Annotated in this window: 16 protein-coding genes; 1 reads left to right on the top strand and 15 read right to left on the bottom strand. The window is 65.5% G+C overall.

What is annotated here, in order from left to right; translation table 11 throughout:
• Positions 1-75 precede the first annotated feature (75 nt).
• The 14 genes from C5N93_RS17825 to trxA form a co-directional block, all read right to left on the bottom strand.
• Positions 76-2,679: an FtsX-like permease family protein gene (locus C5N93_RS17825; protein WP_242560331.1), complete on the bottom strand. Its 2,604-nt coding sequence runs from the start codon at positions 2,677-2,679 to the stop codon at positions 76-78.
• The gene (locus tag C5N93_RS17820; protein WP_150681189.1) at positions 2,666-3,262 is read right to left on the bottom strand and encodes a DUF4126 domain-containing protein; all 597 of its coding nucleotides are present in this window, start codon (positions 3,260-3,262) and stop codon (positions 2,666-2,668) included. Before C5N93_RS17820 ends, C5N93_RS17825 begins: the two co-directional genes overlap by 14 nt.
• Before the next feature lie 176 nt (positions 3,263-3,438).
• Positions 3,439-3,756, bottom strand: a complete 318-nt coding sequence (gene sugE, locus C5N93_RS17815; protein ID WP_242560330.1) for a quaternary ammonium compound efflux SMR transporter SugE — start codon at positions 3,754-3,756, stop codon at positions 3,439-3,441.
• A gap of 168 nt (positions 3,757-3,924) precedes the next feature.
• Entirely contained in the window at positions 3,925-4,635 is a 711-nt protein-coding gene (kdpE, locus tag C5N93_RS17810) for a two-component system response regulator KdpE (protein ID WP_069343094.1), read from the bottom strand.
• Positions 4,628-7,522 carry a sensor histidine kinase KdpD gene (locus C5N93_RS17805; RefSeq protein ID WP_242560446.1) on the bottom strand — a complete coding sequence of 965 codons (2,895 nt, stop codon included), beginning with the start codon at positions 7,520-7,522 and terminating at the stop codon, positions 4,628-4,630. Before C5N93_RS17805 ends, kdpE begins: the two co-directional genes overlap by 8 nt.
• Before the next feature lie 146 nt (positions 7,523-7,668).
• Positions 7,669-8,253 (bottom strand): potassium-transporting ATPase subunit KdpC, encoded by a 585-nt coding sequence (gene kdpC / locus C5N93_RS17800; RefSeq protein ID WP_069343092.1) that lies wholly within the window; start codon positions 8,251-8,253, stop codon positions 7,669-7,671.
• A gap of 79 nt (positions 8,254-8,332) precedes the next feature.
• Positions 8,333-10,459, bottom strand: a complete 2,127-nt coding sequence (gene kdpB, locus C5N93_RS17795; RefSeq protein ID WP_150723314.1) for a potassium-transporting ATPase subunit KdpB — start codon at positions 10,457-10,459, stop codon at positions 8,333-8,335.
• Between the two features lie 28 nt (positions 10,460-10,487).
• Positions 10,488-12,293: a potassium-transporting ATPase subunit KdpA gene (gene kdpA, locus C5N93_RS17790; RefSeq protein ID WP_242560329.1), complete on the bottom strand. Its 1,806-nt coding sequence runs from the start codon at positions 12,291-12,293 to the stop codon at positions 10,488-10,490.
• A complete protein-coding gene (gene kdpF, locus C5N93_RS17785; protein ID WP_063389843.1) occupies positions 12,290-12,382 on the bottom strand; it encodes a K(+)-transporting ATPase subunit F in 93 nt (30 codons plus the stop codon). Before kdpF ends, kdpA begins: the two co-directional genes overlap by 4 nt.
• A gap of 336 nt (positions 12,383-12,718) precedes the next feature.
• Entirely contained in the window at positions 12,719-13,690 is a 972-nt protein-coding gene (locus tag C5N93_RS17780; RefSeq protein WP_242560328.1) for a transporter substrate-binding domain-containing protein, read from the bottom strand.
• A 118-nt stretch (positions 13,691-13,808) separates the two neighbouring features.
• On the bottom strand, positions 13,809-14,831 hold the full coding sequence (locus tag C5N93_RS17775) for an amino acid ABC transporter substrate-binding protein (protein ID WP_242560327.1): 1,023 nt from the start codon (positions 14,829-14,831) through the stop codon (positions 13,809-13,811).
• A gap of 262 nt (positions 14,832-15,093) precedes the next feature.
• Positions 15,094-15,681 (bottom strand): AAA family ATPase, encoded by a 588-nt coding sequence (locus C5N93_RS17770; protein WP_242560326.1) that lies wholly within the window; start codon positions 15,679-15,681, stop codon positions 15,094-15,096.
• A gap of 36 nt (positions 15,682-15,717) precedes the next feature.
• Entirely contained in the window at positions 15,718-16,101 is a 384-nt protein-coding gene (locus C5N93_RS17765) for a cupin domain-containing protein (RefSeq protein ID WP_242560325.1), read from the bottom strand.
• Positions 16,102-16,147: 46 nt separating this feature from the next.
• The gene (gene trxA / locus C5N93_RS17760; RefSeq protein ID WP_242560444.1) at positions 16,148-16,999 is read right to left on the bottom strand and encodes a thioredoxin; all 852 of its coding nucleotides are present in this window, start codon (positions 16,997-16,999) and stop codon (positions 16,148-16,150) included.
• A gap of 191 nt (positions 17,000-17,190) precedes the next feature.
• Between trxA and C5N93_RS17755 the strand changes: the two genes are divergently transcribed.
• Positions 17,191-19,878 (top strand): cation:proton antiporter, encoded by a 2,688-nt coding sequence (locus tag C5N93_RS17755; RefSeq protein WP_242560324.1) that lies wholly within the window; start codon positions 17,191-17,193, stop codon positions 19,876-19,878.
• 129 nt (positions 19,879-20,007) lie between these two features.
• Here the strand turns inward: C5N93_RS17755 and C5N93_RS17750 are convergent, their stop codons facing one another.
• Positions 20,008-20,907 (bottom strand): pirin family protein, encoded by a 900-nt coding sequence (locus C5N93_RS17750; RefSeq protein ID WP_242560323.1) that lies wholly within the window; start codon positions 20,905-20,907, stop codon positions 20,008-20,010.
• Positions 20,908-21,010 lie beyond the last annotated feature (103 nt).

Here is a 21,010-nt window from a genome sequence, read left to right as displayed (position 1 = left end):
ATGATCGCCGTCTCGAAATCTCGGAGGCTGCGGTTGCGGCGCGAGACGCTGTCGCGCGCCGCCCCTTCGAGAGACTCAGATTTCGCGCAACGTGCGCAGTGCCGACTGACGCAGCACCGCCCGCAGACCGCTCCATCCACCGATCAATGCACACAGCACACCGGCACCGATGCCCAGCACCGGCAACCAGAGATTGAAGCTCAGCGCGAACTCGAAGACATAACGCGCCAGCGCCCAGCCCAGCGCACCGGCGCCCAACGATGCCAGCAGCCCGGCGAGCGCGCCGACCGTCACCAGCTCGGCCAGATGCACATCGCGAAGCTGTCGCGACGACGCCCCGAGCGCACGCAGAATGCCGCTCTCGCGCATGCGTTCGTCACGCGTGCCCGCAAGCGCCGCGTAAAGCACCAGCACGCCGGCGGCGAGCGTGAACAGGAAGAGCGCCTGCACGGCATCGATGACCTGCGACAGAATCTGCTGAATCTGCGCGAGCAAGGCACCCGTGTCGATCACCGTCACGTTCGGGAACTGACGCACCAGCGCGTCCGCCACGCCCTGCTGCTGCGGTTCCAGATGGAACGACGTAATCCACGTCATCGGAAAATCGTGCAGCGCCGCCGGCGGCATCACGACAAAGAAGTTCACGCGCATCGATCCCCAATCGAGCTTGCGCAGGCTGGTGATCGGCGCGTCGATGGTCTGCCCCGTGACTTCGAACCGCAACACGTCGCCCAGCTTCAGGCCCAGCGTCTTCGCAATGCCTTCTTCCATGGAGATCTGTGGTTTGGACGCATCGCCATACCATTGACCGGCCGTCACACGGTTCCCGTCGGGCAAGGCCGACGTGTACGACAGGTTGAACTCACGCTCGGCGAGACGTCTCGCCCGCTCCTCCGTATAGCTCTCGCCGGTCACCGGCTTGTCGTTGATGGCCGTGAGTCGCGCGCGAATCATCGGCGAGAGTTGCACGTCGGGCAATCCTGCCGCGTGAAGCTGAGTGAGAACCGGCGTGTCCTGCCCCGGCTGAATGTCGATGACGAAACGGTTCGGCGCGTCTGCCGGTGTCGATTGACGCCAGCCGGCCACCAGATCGTTGCGCGTGACGGCGAGCAGCAGCAGCGCCATCAACCCCAGGCCCAGCGCCACCACTTGCAGCGCGCTGCCAAGCCCGCGACGACGCAACCCCGCCACCGCGTAGCGCCAGCCGATGCCGCCCATGGCCCCGCCGGCCGCACCGTGGCGTCGCGCCCACGCCGCAAGCACGCGGATTGCCAGCCAGGCCAGCACGCCAAACACGATCGCACCGGCGATAAAACCGCCCGCCACCATCGCACCGAGGCGCAAATCGCGCGCCGCAAAGAGCAACAGCGCGCCGAATGCCAACGCGCTGGCCCCATAGGCGAGCCATCCCTGACGGCGTGCGCCGCCAACCACATCGCGACGCAGCACATGCAGCGGCGCGACTTCCGAGAGCGGCAGCAACGGCGGCAACGCGAAGCCCAGCAGCATCACCAGCGAACTCGCCAGACCGAACACCGCCGGACGCCACGTCGGCGCCGGCAATCCGGCCGGAATCACGTTGCCCAACTGTGCCAGCAGCACCTCATGCGCCGCATAGCCGAGGCCGACGCCCAGCACGCCGCCGATCAGACCGAGTCCGATGAATTCGAGCGTCACCATGCCGCGCAGCGCCCGGCGCGGCAGGCCCAGACAGCGCATGACGGCACAGGCGTCGAGATGCCGCTCGCTGTACCGCCGCGACGCAATACCGACCGCCACCGCAGCCAGCACGGCAGCGAGCAACGCGACGAGCGAGAGGAAACGTTCGGCGCGATCGAGCGTCTGACGCACCTGCGGCTGCCCGTCTTCCAGCGATTCGATATGCACACCGCGCGCCTGCTCCGCCGCCGGACGCGCCCATGCGGCGAACTTGCCGACTTGGGCGTCCGTGCCGGCGACCAGCAGACGGTAGGTGATGCGGCTGCCGAACTGCACGAGGCCGGTCGACGGCAGTTCGTCGAAGCGCATCATGACGCGCGGCGCGAGCGAGCCGAAGCCGTAGCCGCGATCCATCTCGCGGGTGATGACCGCCGCCACGCGCAACGTGCGGTTGCCCACCCGGATGCTGTCACCGGGCTTGACGTGCAACGCGTCGAGCAACGCGGCATCGACCCACACGGTACCTGGGGCTGGGATGTCGGTGGCGGGAGCGTCCGGGGTGTTGGCGCCAGCGTCAGGCGCGATGCGCACACGGCCACGCAACGGGTAACCACTGCTGACCGCCTTGAGCGAGGACAGACGGCTCGCGTTCGTTCCGGCGCTTACGCCGCTTACGCCGCTTTGACCGCTTTGACCGCTTTCACCACTTCCGCCGCTCTGGCCGGTAGCACTGGCCATGCTGGGGAAATTGGCGATGACGGCCGTCGCCAGCCCATCGGCTTGCGCCTGCCTGGCAAATTCGGGGGTCAGGGGAGCGTCGCTGCGAACGACGAGATCGGCGGCGAGCATCTGACGCGCATCGCGCTCAAGCCCGCCCTGCATCCGATCGGAGAGAAAACCCACGCTGGACAGTGCGCCCACCGCCAGCAACAACGCCACGAGAAGCAGATGCAACTCGCCCGCGCGCCAATCGCGCAGGAACATCCGCCATGCCTGGCGGGCAACCTCAGTGAACCCCATCGTTCCTCAATCCTTTGACCCGCGCCAGTAACGAGCGCCATCCGCGCCAGACACGCGGCAACCACCACCACGCCAGCACGACGAACACCAACAACATCACGAGAAAAACGGCGGGAAGGAAGAACGCGAGCGCCAGACCACCCACCGTGGAGACATCTTCGCCGGCTGAGGCCGCGACATTCGAGAAAGGTTCCGGCGACGTATTGATCAGCGCGCGACTGCCCGCCTTGGCCAGATGGGCCGTTCCGGCCAGCGCACCGCCGGCCAGACCGGCAAGTACCGTGACCGTCGGGTCCATCTGCCCCAGCGCCGCCGCGCCCAGCACGATCCCCGCCGGAATGCGGATGAAGGTGTGCACGGCATCCCAGGCACTGTCGACGAAGGGGATCTTGTCGGCGAAGAACTCGATGGCCGCCAGCACGCCTGCCGCCGCGATCACCCACGTCGACGCCAGCACGGCGAGCGTCGGAGGCAGATGCAACCAGCCCAGCCGCGCCGCCAGCCCTGCGCAGAACACCGTCAGGTACAACCGCAGGCCGCTGCCCCAGGACAGCCCTGCGCCGAGCGCAATCGATTCAAGCATGGTGACCTCGCTGCCGCCGACATGACGGCGTCGCACGATCACGCGTCCCGTCCTGCCGACGCGGTAACAGTGCGCATCAGACCGCGACCGTTACCGCGCCATTATGCCGCGCGTTACGGCGACGCACCACAGGGGACTCAAAAAGGGGGCGGCGACGTCATCGCCCCCGTGGCACATCACGCCGCCGTCAGCTTCAGCCCGACCAATCCGGCCAGAATGAGGGTGACGCTGGCGATGCGGGCGGCCGACGCCGACTCCCCGAACAGGACGATCCCCAGGACGAAGGCGCCGACGGCCCCAATCCCTGTCCAGATCGCATAGGCGGTGCCTAACGGCAAGGTCCGCACGGCGAGTGCCAGCAGCCACACGCTGCCGACCATCGAGACAAGGGTAAAAACGGAGGGGACGAGACGCGAAAACCCTTGCGTGTACTTGAGGCCGACGGCCCAAGCCACTTCAAGGAATCCGGCAAGCACGAGCAGAATCCAGGCCATGAGAGACTTCGATGAAAAAGCGGGGTCGTCCCCGGGAGATGCGCTAGTCTGCGCGAACCGCTTGCCGGGTCGTCCCGGCAATGGGCTCCATCGAAGGTCGATTGAATGGCTTGATGACTGAATGCCTGACGCTGCGGATGGAACAGCGTGATTTTAACAAACCAGGGCTTAACCGTTGACGTCCACTTCCAGCCGGTAACCGACGCCCGTCTCGGTCAGGATGTGCTGCGGCTGCGCCGGGTCGGCCTCCAGCTTCTGACGCAGGTGCCCCATGTAGATGCGCAGGTAGTGATTGCTCTCGACGTGCGACGGCCCCCACACTTCCTTGAGCAACTGACGATGCGTGAGCACGCGTCCGGCATGGCGCACGAGGGTGACGAGCAGGCGGTACTCGATCGGCGTGAGATGGACCGGCTCTCCGGCGCGCGTGACCTTGCGGCGCGCGAGATCGATATGGATCTCGCCGAAAGAGAACGCTTCGTCCAGCGTCTCCGAATTGCCGCCCCGATGATGACGCCGCAATTGCGCCCGAATCCGCGCGAGCAGCTCCGATACGCCGAACGGCTTCGTCAGATAGTCGTCGGCCCCAACATCGAGCGCGACGACCTTCTCCGCTTCCTCATTGCGTGCGGACAGCACGATGATCGGCATGTCGGTCCAACTGCGGACTTCGCGAATGACCTCGACGCCGTCGATGTCCGGCAATCCCAGATCGACGATCAGCAAATCCGGCTTGCGCGTGGCCGCCTCGACCATGCCCTGTCGCCCGGCTTCCGCCTCGTGCACGACCATGCCTTCCGCTTCCAGCGAGGTGCGCAGAAACCGCCGGATCTGGCGTTCGTCTTCAATCACCACGATGTTGATGGTCGGTTCACTCATGTTGTTGTGTCGCGTTTGCGTCAGCGGCACGCGGGGCTTGCCCGGTGGCGTCTGTCTGGTTTCGGTCGTTCGACGGGGACGCGTCATCCGCCGGGGCTTTCGATGCCACGACGTCGTCATCGGGACTGTCGAGCACCTCTAGTGCCTCCAGCCCCTCCGGCCCTTCCGGCGCCTCGGGGGGCACCGGCGGCGTCTCTACCGGCAACGTAAAGATAAAGCGCGCGCCATGCCCGTCGGGGACATTGGTGGCATGGATTTTACCGCCGTGGGCTTCCACGATGGCCCGGCAGATCGCGAGTCCCAGTCCGATACCGGGCTTGGCCGACTCCTTCTCGCCGCGCATGAATTTTTCGAAAATGCGGCCTTCCATGCCTGCGGGCAAACCGGGGCCGTCGTCGCTGACGCTCACCTCGACGTCCTCGCCAACCACGCGCGCGGCAATCTCGATATGCGACCCCGCAGGCGAGTACTTCGCCGCGTTCTCCAGCAGATTCGTAAAGAGCCGTTCCAGCAGCACCGCATCGAAACGCAGCAGCGGCAGATCGGCGGGCAGACGCGTCGTCACCTCGTAACCGGCCAGCATCCGCCGGCAAGCGCGTAGCGACGTACCCACGACCTCCTCCAGCATCTGCCACTGACGATTGAGCTGCACCCCCCCGGCTTGCAGCTTCGCCATGTCGAGCAGGTTCGTCACCAGCCCCGTCATGCGCTGCGCTTCTTCGTGGATCGCATCGACGAGATCGATACGCAGCGGCCCCGGCGTCTGCGCGTCGCGGCTCAGCATGCTGGCGAAACCGACAATGGATGTCAGCGGCGTGCGCAGATCGTGCGAGATCGCCGAGAGCAACGAATTACGCAGACGCTCGGACTCCATCGTCACCAAGGCATCCTGCGCGATTTCCACGTAGTGCACCCGCTCAAGCGCCAGCGCGATTTGCGCGGCGAACGTGTCGAGCAGACGTTGTTGCTCCGGCGTGCCGATCGCGCCACCACCCTCCTCGGGCGCGACGACCAGCACCCCGCGCGTACGCATCGGCGCGCGCAGCGGCAGATAGTAGGCGTCCGAGCCGGGCAAGGTATTCGTGCCCCGGCCCGCAGCCTGCTGGCGGTCGTACACCCATTGCGCGACGTCGGTATCGATGTGGGGCGGCATCGTCTCGGCGCGTGCGTTCTCCACCGGCTGGCGTACGCTGCCCTGGCTATCGGGCAGCAGCAACGCCACACGCGCCTGAAACACCTCGCGCACATGACGCGACCCGATTTCCACGATCTTCGGCGTCGTGAGTGCCGCCGCCAGCTCACGGGCCATTGCGTAGACAGCGCCCGTGCGCCGCTCGCGCCACGTCGCCAGACGCGCCTGAAAACGCAGGCTCGTCGTCAGATGGCTGATGACCAGCGCAACGGTCAGCATGACGGCGAAGGTCAGCAGGTACTGCGTATCCGAGACCGACAGCGACATCTTCGGCGGCACGAAGAAGAAGTCGAACGCCACCACCGAGAGAAACGACGCGAGCACGCCCGGCCCGCGCCCCAGCCGCATCGCCGCGACGATCACGCCAAGCAGATACAGCATCGCGATGTTGGCCAGATCGAGGAACGATGTCAGTTCGGCTGCCGCCACCGACACGACGCCGCAAATCCCGACCGCCCACGCATACGCACGCCAGGGCCCGCCGACGAGCCCCAGTTCGGGCGCCGTTTCGAACCAGTCGCGCCAATCGCCGCGCACCACGCGTTTGTCGGCCGACGTGTCGCCCGCAGCCGGGCCGATCAGCACGACGTCGACACCGCGCGCGAGACGCACCAGTTCCTCATGCAGCGGCGTACGCGCCGTCCACCAGCGCCGCGCCCCGCTCGCGCCGACGACCAGCTTCGAGACGTTGCGCAACTGCGCATAGGCCAGCAACGTGGTCGCGGCTTGTGCGCCATCGAGGGTGAGCGTCTCGGCGCCCAGTTCATGCGCGAGCTTGAGCGTGGCATAGACGCCTTCGCGACGCGCCGTCGATTGACGCAGTATCGCAGGCGTCTCCACATGGACCGCCAGCCAGTCGGCGCGCAGACTCGCCGCGAGCCGCGCGGCCGCCCGTACCAGCGCCACGCCTTCCGGCCCCGGCCCGATCGCGACGAGCAATCGCTCGCGCGCCTGCCAGACCTGACTGATCGACTGATCCGCGCGGTACTCGCGCATCTGCGCGTCCACGCGGTCTGCCGTACGACGCAACGCCAGTTCGCGCAGCGCGATCAGATTGCCCTTGCGGAAAAAGTTACGCACGGCGCGCTCGGCCTGCGCCGCCATATACACCTTGCCCTCGCGCATGCGTTCGAGCAGTTCGTCGGGCGGCAGATCGACCAGCTTCACTTCGTCCGCCAGATCGAAGACGCGATCGGGAATCGTCTCCCAGACGCGAATCCCCGTGATCTGACCGACCACGTCGTTGAGCCGCTCCAGATGCTGAACGTTGAGCGTGGTGTAGACATCGATGCCCGCGTCGAGCAGTTCGTGCACGTCCTGCCAGCGCTTGAGGTGTCGCTCCCCGGCCACGTTCGCGTGCGCCAGTTCATCGACCAGCGCGACGGCCGGTTTGCGCGCGAGCATGCCGTCGAGGTCGAACTCACGCAGCACACGCCCTCGGTACTCCACCGACTTCTGCGGCAGGACTTCGAGTCCTTCGAGCATCTGCGCCGTTTCCTCGCGGCCGTGCGTCTCCAGGACACCCACGACGACGTCGGTGCCCTCCTCGCGCAGCTTGCGCGCCGCCTGAAGCATCGCAAAGGTCTTGCCGACCCCCGCCGACGCGCCGAAGAAAATCTTCAGACGGCCGCGTTGCTCGCGAGCTTCGTCGCGTTGCAGTTTGCCAAGCAATTCGTCGGGATCGGGGCGTTCCATGCCAGCCATCGGATCAGTCCACTATGAAGACGCGAGCCACGTCGATGCAAAAAAACGCGGCACGCGCAGGGCGTGCCGCCAATCTACCGCAGGCCGAAGGGCAAAACCAGCGATTCTCCGGTTCTCGCTGCCTGCGGCTGCGCCTTTCAGACGGCGCCGCGTGCCAAACCATCCAACGCCAGGTTGAGCTTCAGAACATTCACCCGGGGTTCTCCGAAAATTCCCCATTGGCGGCCCTGCGTATTGCGCGCGACAAGCTCACGCACGGCGTCCGGCGTCAGACCGCGGGCCTTGGCCACACGCACCACCTGATACTCGGCGGCGGCCGGGCTGATTTCCGGGTCGAGACCGCTGCCCGAGGCCGTCACCAGATCGGCGGGCACCGGCAGTTGGGCGCTCGGATCCGCTTCGCGCAGCGCGGCGATGCGGCCCTTGACGGCGTCGGTCAGCCCCGGGTTGAGCGGGCCGAAGTTCGAGCCGCCCGACGCCGTGGCGTTGTTCGGATTCGGCGACGTGGCCGACAGGCGGCCCCAGAAGTACTTCGGTTCGTCGAAGTTCTGACCGATCAGCGAGGAGCCGACGGCCTTGCCGTCCTTGTAGATCAGGCTGCCGGCGGCTTCGCGCGAGAACGCCGCCCGGCCGATGCCGGTCACGACCAGCGGATACACCAGCCCCGTGATGACCGAGAGCACGACGAACAGGCTCAGCATCGGGCGCAAGAGGGTTTTCATGACGTCTATTCCTTAGAGTTTCTGCGATGTGGCCCGCACGCTCAGCCGCTTCGGCCAACGCGTCCGGGCCCTTTCACGATCAGGCCCAGCCCATCGCGGCGATGAACATGTCGATGATCTTGATCCCGACGAACGGCACCAGAATCCCGCCCAGACCGTAGATGAAGAGGTTGCGGCGCAGCAGCGTCGCGGCCCCGAGCGGGCGATACTTCACGCCCTTGAGCGCCAGCGGAATCAGCACCACGATGATCAGCGCGTTGAAGATCACCGCCGACAAAATGGCCGACGACGGGCTTGCCAGTCGCATCACGTTGAGCGCGTCGAGCTGCGGGTACGTCGTGGCGAAGGCGGCCGGAATGATCGCGAAGTACTTCGCCACGTCGTTCGCAATCGAGAACGTGGTGAGACTGCCGCGCGTCATCAGCATCTGCTTGCCGATCTCGACGATTTCGATGAGCTTGGTCGGGTTCGAATCGAGGTCGACCATGTTGCCGGCTTCCTTCGCCGCCTGCGTGCCCGAGTTCATCGCCACCGCCACGTCGGCCTGTGCGAGCGCCGGCGCGTCGTTCGTGCCATCGCCCGTCATGGCCACCAGCTTGCCTTCGGCCTGGTACTTGCGAATCGTCGCGAGCTTTTCTTCCGGCGTGGCTTCCGCGAGGAAGTCGTCCACCCCGGCTTCGGCGGCAATCGCCGCCGCCGTCAGACGGTTGTCCCCCGTGACCATCAGCGTGGTGATCCCCATCTGACGCAATTCGGCGAAACGCTCCTTGATGCCGCCCTTGACCACGTCCTTGAGCTCGATCACGCCCAGTGCACGTGCGCCGTTCGCATCCTGCTCGGCCACGACCAGCGGCGTGCTGCCGCGACGGGCGATGTCGTCCACCGCGCTCGCCAGCGCCACCGGCCATGCGCCGCCCGCCGCTTCGACGTAACGCTTCACGGCCTCGGCAGCACCCTTGCGGATCTGCTTGTCGGCGAGGTCCACGCCGCTCATGCGCGTTTGCGCCGTGAACGGAATGAAGAGTGCATTCAGACCGCTCATCTCGCGCTCACGCAGATTGAAGCGCTGCTTGGCGAGCACGGCGATGCTGCGGCCTTCCGGCGTTTCGTCGGCGAGCGAGGCGAGCTGCGCGGCATCGGCCAGCGTGCGCTCGTCCACGCCCGGGGCGGGCACGAACTGCGATGCCTGGCGATTGCCCAGCGTGATCGTGCCCGTCTTGTCGAGCAGCAGCACGTCTACGTCCCCCGCCGCTTCAACGGCGCGGCCCGACGTCGCGATCACGTTCGCCTGCATCATGCGGCTCATGCCCGCCACACCGATGGCCGACAGCAGCCCGCCGATGGTCGTCGGAATCAGACACACCAGCAGCGCGACGAGCACCGTGATCGTGACCGGATTCCCGGCGTGCGTGACGAATACGCTGTAGATCGAATAAGGCAGCAGCGTGGCCGTGGCGAGCAGCAGCACCAGCGTGAGCGCGACGAGCAGAATCGTGAGCGCGATTTCGTTCGGCGTCTTCTGACGCTTCGCGCCTTCCACCATCGCGATCATGCGATCGAGAAACGCCTCGCCCGGGTTGACCGTCACCTTCATGATGACCCAGTCCGACAGCACACGCGTGCCGCCGGTCACGGCCGAGAAGTCGCCGCCCGATTCGCGAATGACCGGCGCCGATTCGCCCGTAATGGCCGATTCGTCGACCGACGCCACGCCTTCGACCACTTCGCCGTCGGCCGGAATGACGTCACCGGCTTCGACCAGCACGAAGTCGCCGCGACGCAGACTGGCGCTATCGATGACCAGACATTCGGCATCGCGACGCGCCGAGCGCAACTGCTTGGCCGGCACGTTCTTCTTCGCCTGACGCAGCGATGCCGCCTGCGCCTTGCTGCGCCCTTCGGCCAGCGCTTCGGCAAAGTTCGCGAACAGCACCGTGAACCACAGCCACAGCGTGATCGCGAGGATGAAGGGCGCGCTCGCCTCAGCGTGGCCCGCCACGGCCATGCCGAACAGCACGGTCGTGAGCAGACTGCCGACGTACACCACGAACATCACAGGGTTCTTCGCCTGCGTGAGCGGATGCAGCTTGCGGAACGAGTCCACGATGGCCGGCTTGACGATGGCCGGGTCGAACATCGACTTTGTCGCCGATGTATGACCCTCGCCCGCCTGCCGGGTGACAGTATTTCCTGAGGTTTGATTCATGAGTGCCTCGAATGCCTCATTTCATTGTTCAATGCGCACCGATCATCGCCAGATGTTCGGCGACCGGACCGAGTGCAAGCGCCGGCACGTAGGTGAGCGCACCCACCAGCAGCACCGTGCCGAGCAGCAGCACGACAAACAGCGGACCGTGCGTGGGCAACGTGCCCGACGTCGCGGCAATGCGCTTCTTGCGCGCCAGCGCCCCGGCAATCGCCAGTACCGGCACGATCACCCAGAAGCGGCCGAACCACATCGCGATGCCCAGCGTGGTGTTGTAGAACGGCGTGTTGGCCGACAGACCCGCGAACGCGCTGCCGTTGTTGTTCGCCGCCGAGCTGTACGCGTACAGAATTTCGGAGAAGCCGTGTGTTGCCGGGTTCAGCACACCGGCTTGGCCGGCCGGCACGAGCACGGCGAGTGCGGTACCGAGCAGCACCAGCAGCGGCGTCATCAGCACGGCCACGGCGACCATCTTCATCTCGTACGCTTCGATCTTCTTGCCGAGATACTCCGGCGTACGACCGATCATCAGCCCCGCGACGAACACGGCGAGCATGGCGAAGACGAGCATGCCGTACAGGCCCGAGCCCACACCGCCGAAGATCACCTCACCCAGTTGCATCAACAGCATCGGCACCAGCCCGCCCAACGGGGTGAGCGAGTCGTGCATCGCGTTGACCGCGCCGCACGACGCCGCCGTCGTCACCGTCGCGAAAATGCCCGACGAGACGATACCGAAGCGCGTTTCCTTGCCTTCCATGTTGCCGCCCGACTGCGTCGCGCTGACCTGCTGGTCGACACCGAGCGTGGTGAGCACCGGGTTGCCTGCCTGCTCGGCAGAGACGGTCGCGACCGCTGCGATCGAGAACGCAATTGTCATGGCCGCCAGAATCGCCAGCCCCTGACGACGGTCGCCGACCATGCGTCCGAACGTGTGGCACAGCGCCGCCGGGATCAGGAAGATCGCGAGGATTTGCAGGAAGTTCGCGAGCGGCGTCGGGTTCTCATACGGATGCGCCGAGTTCGCGTTGAAGAAGCCGCCACCATTGGTGCCGAGCATCTTGATCGCTTCCTGCGAAGCCACCGGCCCCATCGGCAGGGTTTGCGTCTGCGTCTGGGCGGGGGTCGTCACCGGCTTGCCGGCGGCGTCCATCTTCGGCTGACCGTCCGGGCCGAGGACCGGATTGTCGTAGTGCGTGACCTGAAGCGTCGTCACGTCCTTATAGGCGTCGAAGTTCTGAATCACGCCCTGGCTCAAGAACGCCGCGGCAAGAATCACCGACAGCGGCACGAGGATGTAGAGCGTGATACGGGTCATGTCGACCCAGAAGTTGCCGATGGTCTGCGCCGTATGACGCGCGAAGCCGCGAATCAACGCGACGACGACCGCGATACCCGTGGCTGCCGACAGGAAGTTCTGAACGGCGAGGCCGAGCATCTGCGTCAGATAGCTCATCGTCGATTCGCCGGCGTAACCCTGCCAGTTCGTGTTCGCCACGAAGCTGACGGCAGTGTTCATCGACGAATCCGGCGTCACATTGCCGAAGGCTTGCGGGTTGAACGGCAACCACACTTGCCAGCGTTGCAGTGCATAAACGGCGAAGGCGCCCACGGCATTGAAACCGATCAGCGCAATCGCATAGGCGCGCCAGTGCATTTCCTGCTCGGGATGCACACCGCACAGGCGATACAGGCCGCGTTCGAGCGGCGCGAACCAGCGGTTCACGCGCGATTCACCGGCGAGCACGTCGGCCATGAAACGGCCGAGCGGGCGCGCCAGCACCAGTAGCACGACGAGGAAAACGCCGAGCTGGATCCAGGCATTGAGTGTCATGCGAGATCCTCCGGCTTGAACAGCGCGTAGACGAGATAAGCGAGCAGCGCGAGCGTGAGTCCGCCGCTCAGCCAATACATGGCTGTCATTGCTGCCCCCCTACCGACGCGCAAAACGCGACAAAGCCGACGGTCGTGGCAACGAACACCACGATCACGCCGAGATATAACCAGTCCATGACAACTCCCTATCGTGTGGCGGCCGGCAAGCCACGGACGCGACGCGCCCTTGCTCAGCGCTCGCCAGCCGTGCCCTGAACGATACGTAGGGGCGCATAAAGACGGGGACAAAAGGGGTAAAGGGGGTGTAAACAACGTGTAAACGCGGGGCCGAAATGTGTAAACGACGAAGCCCGCCGATATCGCTATCGGCGGGCTCCCGGGCCTTACGCTACGTGGCATTGCGGGACATGGCGTCCCGCTGCGTCATTCGGTCACTTGCGACCCCTTGCGCCAGACCTCGACCACTTCCTTGCTCGGTTCGAGGTTCAGATTCACATTACGCGGCGGGATCGGTTGCTGGAACCACTTGCGCTGAATGCGGCGGATCTCGCCCGAGCTATAGACGTGCGCCAGCGTGGTGTCCACGAAGCGCTTGAACTGCGGATCGTCGCGACGCAGCATCAACGCGTTGAGCTCCGTCTCCAGCGGTGCGCCAACGATGGCGAACGACTCCGGATCGCGGGCATTCGCGCGGAAGCCGGAGAGCAGCACGTCATCGAGGGCAAACGCCTTGGCGCGGCCGGTTTCCAGCGTAATCATCGATTCGGCATGGTCGCGGGCCGGAATCACGCGGAACCCGAACTTGTCGGCCTGCATGCGCGCCAGACGCTCACCGGTCGAGCCGGCCGAGGCGACCAGATTCTGCCCCTTCAGGTCTTGCAGGTCGCGAATGTTGTCCTTCTTGTTGACCAGCAGACGCACTTCCGAGACGTAGTACGGATTGCTGAAGCCCACCTGCTCGGCGCGCTCCGGCGTAATCGTATTCGGCGCGCAGTCGAGGTCGACCGTGCCGTTCTTCACCAGCGGAATACGGTTCTGCGGGGTGATCGACATTTCACGCACCCGCAGATTCGGCATGTTCAGCGCCGTCTTGACGGCATCGACCACCGCATAGCAGAGGTCCATCGTATAGCCGACGGGCTTGCCCTTGTCGTTCACGTAGGCGAACGGAATGGCGGCCTCACGGTAGCCGAGCGTAATCAGCCCGGTGTCGTGAATCTTCTTGAGGGTGCCGGTCAATTCACCGCTGACGGTCGGCAGCGCGACGACAGCGTCTGCCTTCGCGGGGGCTGCCATCGCGGTCGACACCCCCGCCTGAGCGGCGAACCACAGAGAGAGGCCGAGCGCGACACGCTTGGCGGCGATGTTCCAGTTGACTTCCTTGATACCGGTCACAGCAAATTCCTATCGGATTAACAGCACGATAGGAATTTACAGAGATGTGTGCAATCGCACAAAGAAATCTTCGTCATTAGCTTATGCGTGACGGGAATCGGGACATTCGTCGCGCCGACTAACTGCCTGCGGCAGGCGACGACGCCGAAGCCTCCTGCTCGACACCATAGCGCGCCCCGCTTTCCCATAGCGCCATCGTTTCAGCAGACGGTGCCAGCGGCTGGCCATGCCCGTGGGGTGACAATGCCGCCCGGAACGATTCGCGCTGAAGCCGGGCCATCTCGCCGCTACGGAACATCGCGGCCAGCACGGCATCGACCTTGTTCTTGAACGCCGGGTCGTCTTTCGGCATGACCAACGCGTAATACTCGGCCTGCCCAGAAAGCGGCTCGCCGACGATACGAAACGCCTCCGGCGCCTTGCTAGTGGCGCGCAAGCCTTCGAGCAGGACGTCGTCAAGCGCGAGTGCCTGCGCACGGCGCTCGCGCAGCATGCGAAAGGCGTCGTCGTAATCGCGGGCCATCAGTAACTGGAACCCGGCACGGGCATGCTGCGCGCGAACGAGCCGCTCGGCCGTGGTTCCCTGCACGACCGCGAGCCGCAACCCGCGCAGATCGTCGATCGAGTCGATGCCGGCCCCTCGGCGCACCATCAACCGGACGTGCGCCGCGTAATACGGCAAGCTGAACGCCACCTGTTGCTCGCGTGCGGCCGTGACCGTCGACGGCGCGCAATCGATGTCGATTGCGTCGCCCTTGATCAGCGGCCCGCGCATCTGCTCGATGATGCGCACCGGCGTGCTGCGCAGTTCGGGCATCGCCATCTCGCGCTGCAACGCGGGCACGATGCGCTGACAGAGCGCCCAGGCCAGGCCCATCGGCTGATCCTGTGCGTCGACATACGAAAAAGGGACGGCCGTCTGCCGATAGCCGAGCAGGATGCGTCCGCGCTCACGGATGCGGGTCAGGGTCGGGGTATCGTCCGCCGTCCCGGCGACTTCAGATGCCGCAGACACCTCATCGCCAGCAGGCAGCAACGCCGTCGACGGTTCCCGCGCGGGCGCGGATACCGTGCTCAGGCGCGGCATGCCGACCATTGGCGGCGCATCGGCCAGTGCCGTGCATGACGTTGCTGCGGACAAGGAAAGCGCGAGGACGCGAAGCCACCGGCGAAACGAGACGGGCAAACGGCATGAACGGGACGATATGGGCAGAAGGGGCATGATCGACGCGATACCAGGAAGGAAAATGCCCATACCTTAGCGATGGGCCGATCCCCATCCTCACGGCCTCGCGTCTTTTCGGAATATTCCCGTCGAGCGATGCGAGCGTCACGGCATGCGGCGGCGGCCGTGTCTTCCGGCCTGTCGATGACACGCCCAATGCCCTCGCCTGCCCTCCCGCTCAGCGCGTGTGTGCCAGCAGCGTCTGCAACAGTTGCTCGTCGTCTTCGGCCGTCGGCGCCGTGTTGTCGAATCGCACGAGCCCGGGGAACGCAGCCGCAGGCGGCATGAAGCGGCGCAGACGGTACTCCTCCCAATGCGCCAGCTTGTAGGCGTCGTTCGGATTGCCGCGGTTCACGATCCGCTCGTGCGCATGCGTCTCGTCCAGATCCACCCAGACCACATGCACGCCGACATCGTCGTCGACATCCAGCCACGCGCGATCGAACAGCAAGCCTTCGCGCAATTCGCGCGAAAGCGGTCCGACGACCAGCACGTTCACGCCCAGACGCAGATTCTCACGTGCCGTCTCGAGTAGCCCGGCGTACTCCGGCTCGCGCAACGTCTCCAGATAGAGCGGGCTGTCGCGGTCATTCGGATTGCCTGTCAGCGCACCCATGACGGATGCGCTGTAAGCCCCGTAAAGCGTGTCTTTATCGAGCAGGCAGAACGCTTCGCCGCTGCGCGCGATCAGCGGACGGATCAGCCGCTTCGCCAGCGTTGTCTTGCCTGCTCCGGCGTGACCGCAGAAAAAGATCAGACGTGTCATGACGCTGCCTCAGAGGATTCAGGTGATTCAGATGTTTCAGGCGGCCTTGCGCTCGAACATCACGAAATGCTTGCGCACCGGCTCCACGACCTCGAACACCCCTTCGAATCCCGCCGGAATCACGCAGGCGTCGCCGGGGCCGAACTCAGACGCATTGCCTGCGAGATCGCTGATCCGGATACGTCCCTCGATAATCGAGAAATATTCCTGACGGTGTGGGCCGAAGGCGATGCGCCATGCGCCGGGCTCGCACGTCCATTCGCCGCAATCGAATTCGCCGAGAGCGTCCGTGTAAAAGGGCCGTGTCACGCGCTGCGGATTGCCGCTCACCCGGCGCGCCTCTGCCGGATGATCGAAGATGGCCTCACCCGCTTGCGCGGGGGCGAAGGTAATCAGGGAAGGTGTCGAAGAAGCAGTCATCGGTGGTCGGTGAGAGTCAGAGGGCGTGGGTCACTCAGTTCGGCGCTCAGTTCAGCGCTGCGCTCAGTTTGCGGCGCCATGCGGCCACCGTCGCAGGATCGGATTCGGACAACGCGTCGAAAATCGCCAGCATCGACTTGCGTCCGGCATCGTCGCCAAACGACCGGTCGCGTTGCACGATGTCGAGTAGCGCCGCCAGCGCGGGCTCATATGCACGCTCGGCCAGATAACGATTCGCGAGATCCAGACGCGCCTGCAAATTGGACGGATCGGCATTCACCCGCGCGAGCAGCTCGTCGGCCGGCGGCAATTGGCTCGCCTGCTCGGCCGCAGCGATACGCGTATTGAGCGCCGCGATGCGGGCGTCGCCACTGGCGGCCGTGCGCGGGGACACCAGCGTCAACTCAGTGCGTGCGCCTTGCGTGTCGCCCATGCCGAGCAACACGTCGACGAGATCGAGGCGCACGTCGTCGTGCGCGGGGTCGAGCGCGAGCGCGGCTTGCAAGGCGTCGCGCGCCACGGCGGGCTGCCCTTCGGCCAATGCCGTACGGGCAACCTTGCGCGCCATCTCCGCGGGGTTCGGCACGATGCGCTCGATGAACGCGCGCAGTTGTCCTTCCGGCAGCGCGCCAACGAACTGATCGACGGGTTCACCGTCGACGAAGGCGACGACCGTCGGCAGGCTGCGCACGCCGTATTCTGCGCAAAGCTGCGCGTTCTCGTCGGCGTTGATCTTCACGAGACGGATGCGTCCCTGCGCTTCGGCCTCGAGCTTCTCGAGCATCGGCCCGAGCGTATTGCATGGGCCGCACCACGGCGCCCAGAAGTCGGCCAGCACGGGCACCTGATGCGAGACGGCCAGCACGTCTTCATCGAAGCTGGCAAGGTTGGTATCGATCATAGGTCCTATCGAGCGTGGTAAATTGCGTCCATAGCGGCCGTCACTCATAGAAAACGGCCGCCAGCTTGAAGCATGGTAATCGCAAAACTGGGCAAATCGGTACGGACGCGCTAACGCGCCCCAGGTTCCCGCCTCGGCCAAGCGTCTCGTCACATGCCCGACCGGTCCGATAACAGGCAGGGAGGCACATGCACGCAGGCCACGGCACGGCAATCTTCTTCACCCAACTGCTCTTGCTGGTCCTCGTCGGCCGTTTGCTCGGCGAGGTCATGCAGCGTCTGCGCCAACCCGCGGTCATGGGCCAGTTGCTCGCCGGCGTACTGCTCGGCCCGTCCATCTTCGGTGCGCTGTTGCCTGCCTGGCAACACGCCGTCTTCCCCGACACCGAAACCCAGAAAAAGATGCTCGACGCGGTCTCCGAGCTTGGGGTGCTGTTGCTGCTGCTCTCCACCGGTCTGGAGACCGATCTGGGGCTCGTGCGCCGCATGAAGCGCATGGCGATCTTCGCGTCTGCGGGCGGCATGATCATTCCGTTCGCGTGTGGCTTCGCGCTCGGCTGGCATCTGCCCGACAATCTGCTGCCGCACCCCGAGGCGCGGCTCGTCACGTCGCTGTTCCTCGGCACGGCCCTGTCGATCTCGTCGGTCAAGGTCGTGGCGATGGTCATTCGCGAAGTCGATTACCTGCGCCGCAACATCGGTCAGATCATTCTGGCCGCCGCCATTCTCGACGACACCACCGGCTGGATCATCATCGCCGCCATCGCCGGGCTGGGGGCCAGCGGAACGGTCGATCTCGGACATCTGTCGATCAGCCTCGGGGGCACGCTGCTGTTCATCGTCTTGTGCTTCACCGTCGGCAAGCGCGCCGTCGCCGTAGCGATTCGCTGGACGAACGATCGCTTTACCGTCGAGATGCCAGTGCTCAGCGCGATCCTCGTCATCACGTTCGTGCTGGCGCTCGCGACCGACAAGCTCGGCGTGCATACGGCGCTCGGCGCGTTCATGGCTGGCGTGATGATCGGGCAGTCACCCATTTTGTCCGAGCAGATCGAAGCCCAATTGCGCGGGTTGATCGTCGCGCTCTTCGCCCCGGTATTCTTTGGCGTGGCGGGATTGTCGGTCGATCTGACGATTCTGCTCGACTGGCGCATGCTGGGGCTGGTCGCCGGGTTGATTCTGATCGCGAGCATCGGCAAGTTCACGGGTTGCTTCATCGGCGGACGTCTCGGCGACATGTCCTCTGCCGAAGCGCTCGCGCTCGCCACAGGCATGAACGCGCGCGGCTCGACCGAGATCATCGTGGCGAGTATCGGTCTGTCGCTCGGCGTGCTGAGCAAGGACCTGTTCACAATGATCGTCATCATGGCGCTCATCACCACACTCATCATGCCGCCGGTGTTGCGGCGGGCGCTCGTGCGCATTCCTCTCTCGGCGCAAGAGAAAGCGCGCCTGGAGAAGGAAGCGGCGGAGGAGAAGGACTTTCTCCCGAACGTGGAGCGCATTCTCGCTGCCGTCGACGGCAGCGCCAACGGGCGCTTCGCCGCGTGGATCGCCGGGCTGACAGCCGGCGTGCGCGGCACGCTCACCACCGTGCTGGCGCCCGCGCCAGCGGGCACGGACGGCGGCAAGGTGGCACGGGAAGTCCGCGAGCCGCGAAAGGACACAGGCAAGGACAAAGAAGATAGCTCTGCGGCAGACGCCAACAACCACGCGGAGAACGGCACATCTCCCAAACGCGACAAGTCTGACGAGATGGACACGACGGCCCCGACGGGCGTCACATCTGAGACGTCCGCCGGTAGATCCCCTCGCCGCAACGGGAAACCGGCCAAATCCGAACACGGCGATGGCGGCAATAGCGACGACGAAGGTGCCGGGCTGGACGCCTACGACATCGCCCTCGCGGCCGCCACCCGCGCCATCCCCCGCGCGCCCGGCACGCCCGGCGTCGAAGAGGACAAGCCGACGGACGTCGAGCGTGAAGCGGCGCGCCTGGTGCTGCGCGAGCGCACGGGAAAATCGCCTCAGAAGACGCCCGAATTGCCGCACGGGCCGGTCAAGGAAGACAAGGATGGCACGGATGACAAGCCATCGTCCGCCGGCACGTCGGATAAGAACATTCCGAAGCACGAGCCTGTCGGCGAGGCGCATGACGACAAGCGCGTGAGCGACGCGACCGAAGAAGGCGAGTTCGTCGCGAGCGATCCGTCGGATACCGCGCGTGAGCAGGAAGCCGAGCAGCCGGAGCGCAGTCATGAGGCCGCGCGGATCTCGGACGAAATCGCCAAGGGCTACGGCTTCGTGATCGCCGGCTTCGACGCCCCCGGCGAGGAATCGGACTCCGACGTCCCGCCACTGCCCCTGCCGACCGGCGTGTTGCCGCTGACCAAAGCGTTCGACGGCGCGATCGCTATCGTGCTCGCTCATGGCGACCACGTGCGCAAGCCCGACGCGCCGCTCAACATCCTTGTGCCGGTCTCGGGCACGGACTATTCGCGGCACGCGGCCGAGCTGGCGATCACGCTTGCCCGGGCCGCCAACGCGCCCGTCACGGCGCTACACGTTTCCGCGCGCGTGGCGCCGGGCATGCTGCATCGCCGCTGGCGTCCGCGTGTGCTGCGTCCGGACGCCGCCGAAGCCGCCATGATGGACAACCTGCACTCGCTGGCCGAGCGCAATGGCGTGAAGCTGCGCACGCGGCTGCTCGCGGGCGGCAAGATCGACGACGCGGTGCTGCATCAGATCCGTCACGGCAAACACAATCTGCTTGTGCTCGGCGTGCAACCGCGCTTCGGCGACCGGCTCAACTTCGGTGCCGTCTCCCATCGTTTGCTCGAAGAGCGACACTGCTCGGTGATCGTGTTGAGCGCGTGAGTCGGCAAGATCCATAAAAAACGCCTGCTGCCGGTTATCTCGGCAGCAGGCGTCGGGGACTAAGGTACGAAGGCGCCAGGGCACTGGGACACGCTCGCTCACACGCCGCACGCCCCTCGGGCAAACCCCTCAGTTCGCCGACGGCTTACGCTCCGGCAATGGAATCCACTCCGTCTCACCCGGCACCGTGCCCATCTCCTGCGCGGTCCATGCGGCTTTCGCCTGCTCGATACGCTCGCGGCTCGACGACACGAAATTCCAGAAGATGAAGCGATCGCCGTCCAGCGGCGCACCGCCGAGCAGCATCAGGCGAGCCGGTTTGTCGCCCGCAACGATGCGCATGTCACCGCCCTGAGCCAACACACCCATGCGATGTTCGGGCAACGTCTCGTCGTTCACCGTCACCTCGCCCTGCACCGTATAAACAGCGCGCTCGGCATACTCGGGCGGCAGCACGAACGCCGCGCAGGGCTCCATCTCCACCGCAAGATAGAAGATCGGCGAGAAGACCTTCACCGGGGCCTTCTCACCGAACGCCTCGCCGAGAATCAGACGCATGTGAACGCCCGGCAGGAAGATGTCCGGCAGCGATGACGCTTCGTGATGCGCGAACGACGGCGCCGTCTCCTCGTCTGCCTGTGGCAGCGCGACCCACGTCTGAATACCGTGCACGTCGCCCCCGCGCTCGCGCACGTCGGGCGGCGTACGCTCCGAGTGGACGATGCCGCGTCCGGCCGTCATCCAGTTCACCGCGCCGGGCGTGATGCGCTGATCGCTGCCGAGGCTGTCGCGGTGCCATATCTGCCCGTCGAACAGATACGTAACGGTCGCCAGCCCGATATGCGGATGGGGACGCACGTCCATGCCCTGCCCCGGCGAGAGCGTCGCGGGACCCATGTGATCGAAGAAGATGAACGGGCCGACGGTTTTGAACGGCAGACTGGGCAGGCTGCGCTGCACGGTGAAGGCGCCGATATCGCTCAGATGCGGCTTGAGCACGGCAAGAAAAGGACTCGTGGAATCGGTCATGGCGCGGTTCTCCTGCGTGGCGGGGTTCGTGTGGGATTTGCTGCCCGATTGTAGAGGACATTGCCGGCGCGCTCCATGACACCTGAGCATGATTGCCATCGCC

It is taken from the genome of Pandoraea sp. LA3 (genome assembly GCF_022696215.1).
Taxonomy (GTDB): Bacteria; Pseudomonadota; Gammaproteobacteria; order Burkholderiales; family Burkholderiaceae; genus Pandoraea; species Pandoraea capi.
The sequence above is the reverse complement of the archived record's forward strand: the minus strand, read 5'-3'. Positions and strand labels throughout refer to the sequence as shown.

Bases quoted from the DNA above. Each gene is read 5' to 3' on its own strand.
- C5N93_RS17825 (WP_242560331.1), bottom strand. From the start codon at position 2,679: ATGGGGTTCACTGAGGTTGCCCGCCAGGCATGGCGGATGTTCCTGCGC.
- C5N93_RS17820 (WP_150681189.1), bottom strand. From the start codon at position 3,262: ATGCTTGAATCGATTGCGCTCGGCGCAGGGCTGTCCTGGGGCAGCGGC.
- sugE (WP_242560330.1), bottom strand. From the start codon at position 3,756: ATGGCCTGGATTCTGCTCGTGCTTGCCGGATTCCTTGAAGTGGCTTGG.
- kdpE (WP_069343094.1), bottom strand. From the start codon at position 4,635: ATGAGTGAACCGACCATCAACATCGTGGTGATTGAAGACGAACGCCAG.
- C5N93_RS17805 (WP_242560446.1), bottom strand. From the start codon at position 7,522: ATGGAACGCCCCGATCCCGACGAATTGCTTGGCAAACTGCAACGCGAC.
- kdpC (WP_069343092.1), bottom strand. From the start codon at position 8,253: ATGAAAACCCTCTTGCGCCCGATGCTGAGCCTGTTCGTCGTGCTCTCG.
- kdpB (WP_150723314.1), bottom strand. From the start codon at position 10,459: ATGAATCAAACCTCAGGAAATACTGTCACCCGGCAGGCGGGCGAGGGT.
- kdpA (WP_242560329.1), bottom strand. From the start codon at position 12,293: ATGACACTCAATGCCTGGATCCAGCTCGGCGTTTTCCTCGTCGTGCTA.
- kdpF (WP_063389843.1), bottom strand. From the start codon at position 12,382: ATGACAGCCATGTATTGGCTGAGCGGCGGACTCACGCTCGCGCTGCTC.
- C5N93_RS17770 (WP_242560326.1), bottom strand. From the start codon at position 15,681: ATGACACGTCTGATCTTTTTCTGCGGTCACGCCGGAGCAGGCAAGACA.
- C5N93_RS17765 (WP_242560325.1), bottom strand. From the start codon at position 16,101: ATGACTGCTTCTTCGACACCTTCCCTGATTACCTTCGCCCCCGCGCAA.
- C5N93_RS17755 (WP_242560324.1), top strand. From the start codon at position 17,191: ATGCACGCAGGCCACGGCACGGCAATCTTCTTCACCCAACTGCTCTTG.
- C5N93_RS17750 (WP_242560323.1), bottom strand. From the start codon at position 20,907: ATGACCGATTCCACGAGTCCTTTTCTTGCCGTGCTCAAGCCGCATCTG.